The 12,975-nt window shown below is 60.5% G+C and carries 10 protein-coding genes; 3 read left to right on the top strand and 7 right to left on the bottom strand.

Annotated features, from left to right (window positions below; translation table 11 throughout):
• Window positions 1-11: 11 nt before the first annotated feature.
• Window positions 12-776: an SDR family NAD(P)-dependent oxidoreductase gene (locus tag FHR22_RS11550; RefSeq protein WP_166942259.1), complete on the bottom strand. Its 765-nt coding sequence runs from the start codon at window positions 774-776 to the stop codon at window positions 12-14.
• A gap of 1 nt (window position 777) precedes the next feature.
• Window positions 778-2,103, bottom strand: a complete 1,326-nt coding sequence (gene hisD, locus FHR22_RS11545; RefSeq protein WP_166942257.1) for a histidinol dehydrogenase — start codon at window positions 2,101-2,103, stop codon at window positions 778-780.
• Between the two features lie 129 nt (window positions 2,104-2,232).
• Here hisD and FHR22_RS11540 point away from each other — a divergent pair, with 129 nt between their 5' ends.
• Together FHR22_RS11540 and FHR22_RS11535 are read left to right on the top strand one after the other, a co-directional pair.
• Entirely contained in the window at window positions 2,233-3,186 is a 954-nt protein-coding gene (locus tag FHR22_RS11540; protein ID WP_166942254.1) for a 3-hydroxyacyl-CoA dehydrogenase, read from the top strand.
• 304 nt (window positions 3,187-3,490) lie between these two features.
• Entirely contained in the window at window positions 3,491-5,749 is a 2,259-nt protein-coding gene (locus FHR22_RS11535; RefSeq protein WP_166942251.1) for a TonB-dependent receptor, read from the top strand.
• A gap of 166 nt (window positions 5,750-5,915) precedes the next feature.
• Here the strand turns inward: FHR22_RS11535 and FHR22_RS11530 are convergent, their stop codons facing one another.
• The 5 genes from FHR22_RS11530 to FHR22_RS11510 all read right to left on the bottom strand — a co-directional run bounded on the left by FHR22_RS11530 (window position 5,916) and on the right by FHR22_RS11510 (window position 11,258).
• Window positions 5,916-7,511 (bottom strand): AMP-binding protein, encoded by a 1,596-nt coding sequence (locus FHR22_RS11530; protein WP_166942248.1) that lies wholly within the window; start codon window positions 7,509-7,511, stop codon window positions 5,916-5,918.
• A gap of 123 nt (window positions 7,512-7,634) precedes the next feature.
• Window positions 7,635-8,579, bottom strand: a complete 945-nt coding sequence (gene kce / locus FHR22_RS11525) for a 3,5-dioxohexanoate:acetyl-CoA acetone transferase (RefSeq protein ID WP_166942245.1) — start codon at window positions 8,577-8,579, stop codon at window positions 7,635-7,637.
• A gap of 94 nt (window positions 8,580-8,673) precedes the next feature.
• Window positions 8,674-9,261, bottom strand: coding sequence for an OsmC family protein (locus FHR22_RS11520; protein ID WP_166942243.1), 588 nt, complete (start codon window positions 9,259-9,261; stop codon window positions 8,674-8,676).
• A 161-nt stretch (window positions 9,262-9,422) separates the two neighbouring features.
• Window positions 9,423-10,196, bottom strand: a complete 774-nt coding sequence (locus FHR22_RS11515) for a cyclase family protein (RefSeq protein ID WP_166942240.1) — start codon at window positions 10,194-10,196, stop codon at window positions 9,423-9,425.
• An 18-nt stretch (window positions 10,197-10,214) separates the two neighbouring features.
• The gene (locus tag FHR22_RS11510; RefSeq protein ID WP_166942237.1) at window positions 10,215-11,258 is read right to left on the bottom strand and encodes an amidohydrolase family protein; all 1,044 of its coding nucleotides are present in this window, start codon (window positions 11,256-11,258) and stop codon (window positions 10,215-10,217) included.
• 590 nt (window positions 11,259-11,848) lie between these two features.
• Here FHR22_RS11510 and FHR22_RS11505 point away from each other — a divergent pair.
• A complete protein-coding gene (locus FHR22_RS11505) occupies window positions 11,849-12,952 on the top strand; it encodes an amidohydrolase family protein (protein WP_208417626.1) in 1,104 nt (367 codons plus the stop codon).
• The last annotated feature ends 23 nt before the right edge of the window (window positions 12,953-12,975 follow it).

Genomic DNA, 12,975 nt, shown 5'->3' with positions numbered 1-12,975 from the left:
CGGGCGAACGGTCAGTCGGCCGTCCAGCCGCCGTCGACGACGAGGCTGGTTCCCGTGACCAGGGACGATGCGTCCGACGCCAGGAAGACGGCAGCGCCCATAAGGTCTTCGACGGTGCCAAGCCGGCCCAGTTTGATCTTCTCGAGGACGGAACGGGTGAAGTCCGGATCTTCGAAAAATGGCTTTGTCATCGGTGTTGAAATGAAGGTGGGGGCGATGGTGTTGGATCGGATGCCGTGGGCAGCGAGATCGAGCGCGAACGCCTTGTTCATGCCTTCGATCGCCCATTTTGACGCGCAATATAATGATCGGTTGGCGCCCCCGACATGGCCCATCTGCGAACCGACATGGATCAGGCTGCCTGCGATCTCTTCGCGGATCATAGCACGGGCCGCCTGCTGGGTTACGAAGAAGGTCGCCTTCAGGTTGAGATCGAGCACCGCATCGAAGTCGGCTTCCGATACCTCCAGCATATTCATCGGGCGGTTTGTCCCGGCGTTGTTGACCACAATGTGAAACGCTGGACGCTCTGCAAAAAAGTGCTGGACGGCGTTGAGGTCGGTCACGTCGAGGAGTGCGGCCGAAGCGGCGCCCTCGGCCAATTGGATGGTCGAGGCGCCCGCTTCAATCTCCTCGCCCGAACGCGCGGCGAGCGTGACCTCGGCTCCCGCCTGTGCGAGCGCGGCCGCCAGACCCAGACCGATCCCCCTGCCGGCTCCGGTTACCAGTGCGCGCCGGCCGTCCAGGCGGAAGGACGGCGTCCTCGGCAGGTCCATTTCACTCGGCCCCAAGGAGAGGTTGCGCCGCCCCGGCATAGGGGACGTCGCGATGACCGTAACGGCGGACCCGGATGTTCGCCTGCTCGCCATGGCCGGCGAAACCTTCGAGCGCGCATAGCCGGCTGCAATATTCCCCGACCATCGCCGACGCCTCGTCGGTCAGCACTTTTTGATATGTACAGGTCTTGAGGAACTTTCCGACCCACAGCCCTCCCGTATAGCGGGCAGCCTTCTTGGTCGGCAATGTGTGGTTGGTGCCGATGACCTTGTCGCCGAAACTGACATTGGTGCGGGCGCCGAGAAACAACGCCCCATAGTTCGTCATGTTTTGCAGGAAGAAATCGGGATCGGCCGTCATCACCTGAACATGCTCGGACGCGATATCGTCGGCGATCCGCACCATTTCGGCAGCGTCGTCCGCCACGATGATCTCGCCATAGCTTTCCCATGCCCTTCGCGCATAGTCAGCCGTCGGCAGGATCTGGAGCAACCGTTCGATCTCTTTCATCGTTTCGCGAGCGAGTTTTTCCGAGGTGGTCAGCAGAATGGCGGGACTGTCCGGACCGTGCTCTGCTTGGCCGAGGAGATCGGTGGCGGCGAGTTCGGCATCGCAGCCGATCTCGTCGGCGATCACCAGCGTTTCGGTGGGCCCGGCGAAGAGATCAATGCCCACGCGTCCGAAGAGCTGGCGTTTGGCCTCTGCGACAAAGGCATTGCCAGGGCCGACCAGAATATCCACCGGGCTGATGCTCTCGGTTCCGATCGCCATGGCGCCGATTGCCTGAATGCCACCGAGCGCGTAGATTTCGTCGGCGCCCGCCATGACCTGCGCAGCGACGATCGCAGGTGCCGGCTTGCCCTGGAACGGCGGGGCGCAGGTGATGACGCGCGGCACCCCGGCCACCTTCGCGGTGATCACGGACATGTGCGCCGACGCCAGGAGCGGATATTTCCCACCGGGGACATAGCATCCGGCGCTGTTCAGCGGCAGGTTTTTGTGGCCGAGAATGACGCCGGGTAGCGTCTCGACTTCGACGTCGGTCATTGAATCGCGCTGAATCTGGGCGAAATTGCGGACCTGCGCCTGCGCAAATTCAATATCCTTGAGATCCTGACCGGAGAGCTGATCGAGACAATCCTGCTTTTCGCTTGCCGTCAGCGCGTAGCTCTCGCGATCCCATCCGTCGAACTTGATCGAAAGCTCGCGCACCGCGGCGTCACCGCGGTCTTCGATATCGGCTAGTGTCTTCTCGACGATGTCGCGGACACTGCGGTCGGCCTTCGCGCGCTCGTTCGCCGTCACGCTCCGCTTCAAATATTGCATCTCCGCCAACTCCTCGTATATGTCCCGGTTCTGACCTTTGAGTCATTTTATTGACTACGAAGTTTCACTAGCGGCGGTGATGGCGATTGTCACCGGATTTTTTTACGGCGCGGATCGCGGAGGAATTGCATGAATCACCGATTTGAACGGGTAGCTATCGTCGGAGCGGGCCTGGTCGGCGCAGGGTGGGCGATTGTTTTTGCGCGCGCCGGACAATCGGTATCGATTTATGACGCCCAGTACGCAGCCCGCGCATCCGTGCTGGACTGGATCGCCGACAGCCTGTCCGACATGGAGCGCTCCGGACTGGTCCGCGACGTTCCCGCCATTATGGCGCGGATCACGATATCGGACAGTCTCGAAGATGCTGTCAGCGAGGCCGATTATATTCAGGAATCGGTCTTCGAGCGGGTCGACGTAAAGCGCGCAATCTCGCAGGCGATCGGCGCCGCCATGCGCGCCGACGCGATCGTCGGCAGCTCAAGCTCCGGAATTCCCGCATCCGAATTCACCAGCGATGTGGCGAAACGCGAGAGGTTCATCATCGCGCACCCGGTCAATCCGCCCCATCTCATTCCCCTGGTAGAAATCGTCCCCGCGCCCTGGACCGATCCTTCGATCGCCCCGGTGCTGCGGGACTTCATGGAAAGCGCGGGGCAAAAGCCGATTGTCTTGAGCCGGGAGATTGAGGGATTTGTCCTCAACCGGCTGCAAGGGGCCCTGCTGAACGAGGCCTGGGCTCTCTTCGACGCCGGGATCGCTTCGGCAGCCGACATAGACCGGTCGGTGTCCGACGGGCTCGGAATGCGATGGTCCTTCATGGGGCCATTCGAGACGATAGACCTGAATGCGCCCGGCGGCGTGACCGACTATGCCGAGCGCCTTGGACAGCTTTATCATTCGATCGCCATGGAGCGGCAGCATCCCGAGCGATGGTCGCCCGAGCTCATTACAAGGGTCGCGGCTGAACGGCGCGATGCGCTTCCTCTCGAAGACTTGGCGAGCCGCTGTGGATGGCGAGACAGAATGCTGATGGCGCTCACGGCGCATCGGACAATGACGAATGGGGATGCGGGAGCTTGAGCCCGCAATATCAACATGCCGGGACGGCGATTTGGACGGCCCGGGATTGCTTGATGACTTACGGCTGCCTTCATGGAGCAAAGCATCATCCGATGCCACGAGTCTTTCGCTGCGGATCGAGCTGCGCCTTTCGGCTTGATTGTCTGTGATTTTCTTTGATAAATCCGGTATAAATTCATACTGTATATTTGAGAGTGAATATTCTCATGCATAAAGAAATATTATAAACATTATCTAAAATCATAATTTGAATTGTTTTAAGTTACCTGCCCCTTTTTGGCCGATCAAAAAAGGGGGAGGGTTTATGAATAGAGAGGTTTTTATCGCTGCGGCGTTGGCGCAGTTATGGGCGGCGCCGGCGGGGGCGCAGTCGCTTCCATCAGATCCCGCGAGCACGAGCAATTCAGGCAGCGCCGCTGAAGACGTCACCGAGATATTGGTTACGGCTCAGAAACGTTCCGAGCGTCTTCAGGATGTTCCGTTGGCGGTTAATGTTGTGGTCGCCGATCAGCTGCGGTCGTCAGGGTTGCAGAATACGGAGGCGCTCGGCACGCTCGTTCCCGGGCTTAATATCAGCAAACCGTCGTTCGGCGCATTCGTGCCCGCGATCCGCGGGATCAGCACGCGCCTGAATACGGCGGAAAATCCGACGTCCATCTATGTCGATGGCGTCTTGATCCCCAATCAGCGTGAAGGCTTTCGTGACCTATTCGATATCGAACAGATCACGGTCCTGAAAGGACCGCAAGGCACGCTTTTCGGCCGGAACGCGACGGCGGGTGTCATTCAGATCTCGACCCGCGCACCGAGCTTTACGACGGTGGGCGCCGCATCTCTCAGCTATGACAATTATCAAACGCTTCGTGCCAGCAGCTACGTCTCCGGCCCGGTCGCGGACACGCTGGCGGTCAGCATGACGGCGAGTTATGCCAGGCAGGCCAAGGGATGGGGCGTAAATCGTGTGACGGGGAAGGAGGCCTCCCGGCTCGTTCGCGACGTGAGCATCCGGGGCAGGCTGCTCTTCCAGCCTTCCGAAAGCACCGACATCTCCCTTATAGGCGATTATTCCGACAGGGAGGATAATGGGCAGGCGCGCCAGCCCTTGCCGGGCACGACATATTCGAACCGGGGTATAGGTGGCGTGGGGCTGCCCGGCCCGATACCGCCGGCGATCATTCCCTATTGTGCGGTGCGCAGCCGTTACGACAATTGCAGCAATATTCCGGAGTATAATCGCTTTCGGGGCGGCGGCGTCAGCGCGCAGATCGATCATGATTTCGGCTTCGCCAAATTCGCGTCGATTACGTCGTACCGCAAGGGACGAAGCGAAGCCAGGCTCGACGTCGTCGGAATTACGCCCACGCTGGCGACTTCCGACGCCCATTTGCCCAACAAGAACTTCACGCAGGAATTCCAGCTGGTTTCCGCCTCCGACCGGCGCCTTCAATGGACCGCGGGTGTGTTCTATTTCCATTCGCGTTCGGGCGTGCTGCCGTTCAGCAGCGACGCGACGCCGTTCGGCGCCCTGGCGCCCGCGCCCATGTCTTTTGCAAGGATTCTGACGCAAGGCATTGAAACGACTGAATCGGCCGCGTCTTTTGCTCAGATGGACTATAAACTCGGCGATGCGACGACGCTGACGCTCGGCGGACGTTTTACTTACGAGAAGCGCAAGCTCAGCGACGCGGCCTTCGCCGTTACCCTCGTCGCCGGCCCGACCATCAACCTGCCGGTCACGGCTCGGAAATCGGTTACGGCCGAGGAGCCGACCTGGCGTATCGCGCTCAACCACAAGTTCTCGCCGGACATCATGGGCTATGTTTCATATAATCGTGGATTCAAGAGTGGCGGGTTCAGTGCCACATCTCCCAACGTCGATCCGTTTCTTCCAGAAAAACTCGATGATTGGGAGGTCGGCCTGAAAAGTGAGCTGTTCGACCGGGCGCTGACGTTCAATGTCAATGGTTTCTATTATAAATATAAGAATATGCAGATCCTGTTTCTTCCCGAGGGAGGCGTGGGCGCCGCGCGGGCCACGTTCGGAAATGCCGCGGCCTCCACTCTATACGGAATCGACGTCGACTTTGCCGCTCGGCCGGCGCCGGGGCTGACGCTGAACGGAGGCTTCGAGCTCCTTCATGCAAAATTCGATAAATATGACAGCGCTGTTATCAATTCGCCGGCGATGGATGGATTTGGCGGTATCGTGCAGAGAAGAGCCAGTGCTGATGGATTGCGCATACCATTGGCCCAGAACTTCGCCGGAACCTTGGCCGCTACCTATAAGCACAGCCTCGGCGGCGCGAACCTGGCCTTCAATACCACGGCCACTTACAACGGCGATTATTTCCTCGACGTCGGCTTTGCGCACCAGAAATCCTACGTCATGCTGAACGGGTCGGTAGCCATCTCGGATCCGGCGGAAAAGATGAGCTTGCGGCTCGCGGTCGCCAACGCCCTGAACAAAGCCTTCATCGTGAACACGCTCACCTCGGTCAACTATGCTCGCGCCACCTATGGCGCGCCACGGACATTCACGGCGACCGTGGATTTCAAGTTCTGACGAGGCCGTGAATCCCGGGCGGCACTCCAGTCGGGCGCTCAAAAAAAGAGGCGCGGGGCAAGGTTCCCGCGCCTCTTGGCACTGCGACAAAGACACCGACGAGGAACGGCGGTTCGGCGAGTAGATCGTCGCTCCCCGGCGATGCGAGGTGGCCGTTCTCGTTGCTTTAACGACCGAGCTCGTGCCACTCCTGATCGCGCAGCTCTTTGCGCCGGATTTTGCCGCTGGCGGTTTTCGGCAGGTCGGCGACGAACTCGATCCGGCGAGGATATTTATACGGCGCGGTGGTCTTCTTTACCTGTTCCTGCAGGGCTTTGACCAACTCGTCCGATGGGTCCCACCCGGACGACAGGATCACGAACGCCTTGACCACCTCGCCGCGGGTCGGGTCGGGGCTGGACACCACCGCGCTTTCGGCGACGGCCGGATGTTCGAACAGGGCGCTCTCCACTTCGAACGGACCGATCCGATAGCCCGACGAGAGGATCACGTCGTCGGCGCGGCCGACGAACCAGAAATAGCCTTCCTCGTCGACATAGGCGCGGTCTCCGGTCAGATACCAATCGTCCTGGAAAACCGCCTCGGTGCGTACGGGATCGCCCCGGTAGCCCAGAAACAGGCCTGGCGCCCGCCCGCCGGCTGTACGCAGCGCAACATTCCCCTCCACCCCGGCCGGCAGCCGTGCTCCGGCCTCGTCGATCACGGCCAGATCGAAGGGCGGCGCCGGGCGACCCATCGACCCTCGTCGGGCCATGCCCGGCCGATTGGCGCACAGGAGAACGGTCTCGGTCTGGCCATAGCCGTCGTGGATATCAAGGCCCGTAGCGGCGTGCCAACGGTTCATCACCTCGGGGTTGAGCGGTTCGCCCGCACTGACGCAATGCCGCAATGCATTCATCCGCTCGCCCTCCAGGCCCGAGCGGACGAACATGCGATAGGCTGTCGGCGTCGCGCACAGCGTGGAAATGGGATATCGCCGCAGCAGGTCGAGCGATTCCGCCGGGTCGAACTGGGGGCAATGGTAAGCGAAGATCGCGGCGCCCCGGCACCATGGCGCGAACAGGCTGCCCCACGCGGCCTTTGCCCAGCCGGTATCCGACAGGTTCCAGTGCAGGTCGTCGGGACCCAGGTCCAGCCAATATTCCCCGGTGATGGCGTGCGCGCGCGCATAGCCGTGCCCGTGCTCGGTCATCTTGGGCAGTCCGGTCGTGCCGCTGGTGAAATAGCATAGCGCAGGCTCATCCGCTGCCGTATCGGCGATTTCCAGCAGCGGCTCCACCGTCGCGGCAAGCTCCCGATAACCCGGCCACTCCGGGCGCGGATCGCCGAGCGTTATTCGCGCGATCGCCAGGCCGTTCAGGGCTTCCGTTGCCTTGTCGACCATCTCCGCGGAGACCACCACGCAACGCGCCTTGGCCGCTGTTGCGCGATATGCGATGTCCTTTACGGTCGACTGGACGGTTCCCGGCGATGCGATGGCGCCGAGCCGCAGACACCCGAGCATCAGGTCCCACCATTCCAGCTCGCGCGACATCAACAAGAGCACCACGTCGCCGCGTCGAACCCCGACGCCGGCGAGGACCGCGGCAGCCCGCGCCGCCGCCGCGTCGAGGTCGGCGAAGCTGCGGTCATGCGTTTCCCCGGCCGGGCCGACCCACAACAACGCCCGGTCGTCGGGGCGTTCGGCGACCAGCTTTGCAAAGACGTCACGCGCGAAATTATAGCGCCCCTGCGCTGGCCCATCATGGTCGAACGATTCCATGCTTATTTACCTCGTAGATGATGCGCGGCCTGACATCGATGATTTGCTCGTTTATGGTCATGGCCGCAAAAGCCTATGGCGTGGGATTCCATCCGGACGATGGATGCTCCCCTTGGACGGCAATCAACCGACATGCGCCTCGGCCTCGACAGCAGCCTTGCCTTTCAGCCCGAGCATGGCCCGCGCTTCGTCGGGGGTAGCGGGCGTCAGCCCCATTTCGCCGAGAATGCGGACCGCCTTCGCCACCTGTTCGGCGTTGGATCCGGCCAGCTTGCCCGGTTCGATGAAAAGGCTGTCCTCTAGTCCGACGCGCACATTGCCGCCCATCAGCGCCGCCTGGGTGATGAACGGCATCTGGTGCCGTCCGGCCGCCAGCACCGACCAATGATAGTTTTCAGCGCCGAACAGGCGATCTGCCGTCTGTTTCATGAACATGAGGTTGTCGAGATCGGGTCCGATCCCGCCCATGATGCCGAAAATAAACTGAATGAAGAAGGGAGCCTTCACCAGCCCCTGATTGACGAAATAAGCGAGATTGTAGAGATGCCCCACGTCGTAGCATTCATGCTCGAACTTGCTGCCCTCGCTTCCCATTGTTTCAAGAATATATCTTATATCCCGGAAGGTGTTCCGAAACACATAGTCCTCACTGCCGAGAATATAGGGCTTTTCCCAGTCGTGCTTCCATTCGGAAATGCGTTTGGCTGCATTGAAGAAGCCAAAGTTGATGCTCCCCATGTTCAGCGAACACATTTCGGGTTTGAAATGCAATGCCGCCGTTAGCCGCTGCTCGACGGTCATGACCGGACTGCCGCCAGTCGTAAGATTGATCACCGCGTCGCTCGCCTCGCGAATGCGCCGGATAGCGGGTGCGTAGATGGCGGGATCCCCGGTCGGCTCGCCGGTCTCGGGATTTCGCGCATGAAGATGGATAATCGACGCGCCTGCCTCCGCCGCCGCAATCGATTGCTCGGCAATCTCTTCGGGCGTGATCGGGATCGCCGGCGACATGGTTGGTGTGTGCGCCGATCCGGTGATCGCGCAGGTAATGATGACTTTCTTCGCCATGTCTTGCTCCTCAAACGCACGCGCGCCGCGCGGCCGGTGCGGCCGCGGCGCAACTATCGATCGAACCATCACCCGTTCGGCGAGGCTCAAAGTGTCAGATTGCGTCGCCGTTGAGCTGAACGCGGGTGACGGAAGGCACCGGATTGACCAGCGCGACGGACGCCATGCAGACCGCCTGGGCGTCTTCGATCAACGCCTTCACGGCGGCAGCCGGCTCATCGCTCTCCACGATTACATGGGTCTCGAACAGATCGCAGGAGGCGCCGGTCTTGCCGGATAGCTCGAGATCTTCGGGCGCACCCCGTGAGAATATCAGACGCTGTTCGACCGTATAGCTTTTGATATCGAGGTTCCGTTCGTGGATGAACCCCTTCAGGTGCGACATGAGGCAAAAGGCGATCCCGGCGCAAAAGTAGCTCAAGGGAGGCGGGGCTGAACCCTCTCCGCTGTAATTGTTCCTCGAAGGAATGGCACCTTCATCCGACCGGATCGCAAAGGTCATCATATTCGGCAGGTTCGGCTTCACGAACGCAAGTTTGCGAAAATTCTCTTCAACCTCTGCAACGAGATTGATTTCAATCTGGAGCGATTCGCCGGCCCGCGCCTTCCTGAAGGGCGTGGGTTCGAAAGCCGTAAAGGGAGGCTCATGATCGACCGTCCGCACAATTTCTGATTTCGTCATCTTTCCTCCTTGTTCGGCGAAGGGTCGCCGAATGATATAGTAATCGTCAGTAGCCTGGGGAGGGATCGCGCGGTGACGATCGCCCACGTTCGCGTGCGAGCCCCTCCATCCGCCTGTCGGAGGCGGCGTGAGCCGGCGTCGCCGGACCCCTATCGTCCCGTCTAGTCAAGGATGGCGACCGCCCTGGTCCAGCCCGCCGATGCGCCGCGAATCTTGACGGGGAAGCATGCGACCGTGAAGCCGGTCGCGGGCAAGGCTTCGAGATTGTGCAGCTTTTCGAGGTGGCAATAGCCGATGTCGCGGCCGGCCTTGTGACCCTCCCATATGATCGAAGCGTCGTGGTCGGCCTCATAGCGGATCGCGGTATGCGAAAAGGGCGCATCCCAGCTCCAACCGTCGGTTCCGGTGAGCCGGACGCCGCGCTCGAGCAGGAACATCGTCGCCTCATAACCCATGCCGCAGCCACGGTTCATATAGTCTTCGTGACCATAGCGCATGCCCGCCCTAGTGTTGACCACAACGATTTCCAGAGGCGCAAGCTCGTGACCGATCCGGTCCAATTCTGCCCTGACATCGTCGGCCGTGACGACATAGCCGTCGTCGAAGGCCGTGAAATCGAACTTGACCGCCGGCTGCAGGCACCATTCCAGCGGCACCTCGTCGATGGTGATCGCGCGTTGGCCATTATCCATCGTCGATGCATAATGATAAGGAGCATCGAGATGGGTGCCGTTGTGGGTTATCAGCTCCACCCTCTCATAGGCCCATGCTTCGCCGGCTGGGAGATCCTCTGCTTCCAGCCCGGGGAAGAACGCGGTCAGGCCGGGAACCGAAGTGTGATGGTCGATATATTCGATCTTCGGCTGAAATCCCGGCGGGTCCGAAGGAACATCATTCTCGAGATAGGTCGAAAGATCGATGAGTCTGCGCGGCATATGCGGTCCTTCAAGCTATCACGAGGCTCTCGACAGCCGCATGATGCGGGCGGCGTTGCCGCCGGCGATGGCTGCGGCCTTGTCGGATGGAAGATCGAGCTCGTCGAGCAACGCGAATCCGTCGGCCGAATCGAGGCCGGCATAATTGTCGCCGACGACGACATTGTCCGCGCCCATCCAGTCGACGAGAAACCGGCGCGCCGAGATATCGTGGATGAGATTGTCGAAATATATCTGCGAGAGATATTCGCGCAGCGGCTTCCTTGCCTTGTTGTTCGGATTGAGCTGGGCAAAGGCCTCGATCCGGCCGAACTGATAGGGGAAGAAACCGCCGCCATGCGAGATGCAGACGTTGAGATCGGGAACGGCGTCGAGTGCGCCGCTGAGGATGAGATTGGTCGCCGCGGTGGATGATTGATAGGGGAATTCGAGCATCGGTCCGTCGAACCGCGTTCTCGGCGCCCCCACGAGCGCGAACGGATAGGGATGAACGAAAAGCGGGAGGCCGGCGTCCGCCATCTTGGCGTATAATGGCCAGAGGTCCTCGTCGTACAATTCCCGCCCGGCTATGCTGTGAGCGCCCACCGTGATGGCGCGCGCGCCCAGCGCGATCGCGCGGTCGAGTTCGTGCGACGAGGCTTCCAGGTCCTGGAGAGGCAGCATCGCCATGAAGAACAGGCGGTCGGGGTCCGCTTCGCAATATTCGGCCAGGGCATCGTTCGCGGTCCGGTGGAAATCGATCGCAAGGTTCGCATCGATATTATAGAAATACATCTGGGCATTGTTCGAGACGACCAGAATGTCGATTCCCTTCTGGTCCATCTCGGCCAGGCGAATATGCGGGTCGGACGAACCCCGAAGAAGTTTTTCGATCGTCGCGCGCTTGCCGATCAATTCTTCGTCAATGCGGGAGGCGACAGACACCAGTTTCGTGAATCGCGAACCTATTCGCAAGCTGGCACGTCCATCGTCATGCCAAATGATTTCGGGGCCAGCGGCGCCCGCCTTCCCCATCACCTGCGGCAAGATCAGATGGGCGTGGATATTGATATTCTTGGTCATCAATGCTGTGCCTATGGAAAGCGGATATGCTTCGAATCTGGGGGAGAGCCGAGCTTATATTGTTCGAAAATCCTTCATCCGAAGGACGAGCGATGAGGATGAAATAGATTGAAGGGAGTGGCGGCACAAATCGATGATTTGGATCGCCAACATAATGCGGCCTTATGTATGGCGATTTTCGAGCCGGCGGGTATCCCGATCGGGGATTGGCGTTCCGGCGGTTCGCGTTGAACGCGAAGGCCGGCGTTCGCGCCCCACAGGGGACCGGCCGTCGGAAACTCGCGAGCTTCGATTTCACCCCTTCAGACGCCGCCCGCGCTGCGGGCCGGAGCAGGCCACGGCCTGTCCCGGGTTAATCGACGACGAGCCAGATCCCGGGGCCGGCCCGACCTGTGCGTCGGGCTGCAGGATAGGCGGGTTTCGCCGATCGTTCCCGTCCGGCTCTATAAATCTCGTTGATGAACGGCATCCAAAACGAAGATTTGTGCGGCCCGAACGGAATATGATCTAGCGATCCAGACAGCGTGAAGCCGTCCACGGTCGATAGGGCGCCGCATGCATCGGCGTCGGTTTGGCCGGCAGGAGGCGGCGTGCACTCATATAATGAAGAGGATCAGATGGTCACAAGGAATAAGGTCGAACAACCGCGTATCGACATCCACGCTCACGTCATTCCTCCAGCGATTTTGGGCAAGGCCGGACCTCATGGTCCCGACATCATGGTCGATGACGAGGGCGTCATCATCATCCGCGCCGGCGACTATAAGCTGCGCGGCGAGACGGTTGCCGCCAAAAAAGAGGCCGAAAAGGGCGGCGTCGATCGCAGGGCCCAGCAGGAGAAGATCATTTTCGCGATGGGCGACCCGCATAGCCGCGTGGCCGAACTGGACGCCCTCGACATCGATGTGATGGGCGTCACGATCCCGCCTCTATTCTATTTCTACGGGATCGAGCGCGAGCAGGCGATCGCTTTCTGCACGGCCGCCAATGACGCGCTGGCCGATTATTGCGCCGCGGCGCCCAAGCGGTTCTTTTTCATGCCTTCGCTGCCCCTCCAGGATATCGATGCATCGATCGCCGAGGTCAGGCGCGCCGCCGCGCGCGGCGCGCGGGGGGTCAACATGGGCGGCCGAAACCTGGCCGGGAAGGAACTCTACGACGCGGAAATGTGGCCGCTCTACAGCGTGCTCGAGGAACTGGGCCTGCCGCTTTTCATCCACCCCTATCCGGCGGAGATCGGCGACGCCAAGGCGAAGGACCGGTACACGAGCCTCCTGCTCGATTATCCGTTCGAGTGCACGCGGGCGGTCAACAATCTGATTTTGGGCGGCGTGTTCGACGATTTTCCGGACCTGAAGGTCTATGTCAGCCACGGCGGCGGTTTCATACCCTATCAGTTTGGCCGGATCGAGACATTCGTGAATGTGATCAGCGGCGTCCGCTGCAAAAAGCCGCCCCGCGAATATCTCAAGAATTTCTATTTCGATACGCTGATCCACGAACTCGATGCCCGCAAATATCTCGTCAAGTGGATGGGGGCCGACAATCTCCTCGTCGGCGACAATCATGGCGGCATGGACTCGGTCGATGGTTTCAAGTCGGTCGACGAAATGGAACTCGACCAGAAGTCGGCCGACAAGATCAAGGGGTTGAACGCGAAGTCTCTCTTCAGGCTCGACGATTATTTCGTTTGAAGACGAGGGAAGGAAGGGTTTGC

This window comes from Sphingopyxis panaciterrae, assembly GCF_011762125.1.
Taxonomy (GTDB): domain Bacteria; phylum Pseudomonadota; class Alphaproteobacteria; order Sphingomonadales; family Sphingomonadaceae; genus Sphingopyxis; species Sphingopyxis panaciterrae.
This window is presented reverse-complemented; position numbering and strand designations above follow the sequence as displayed.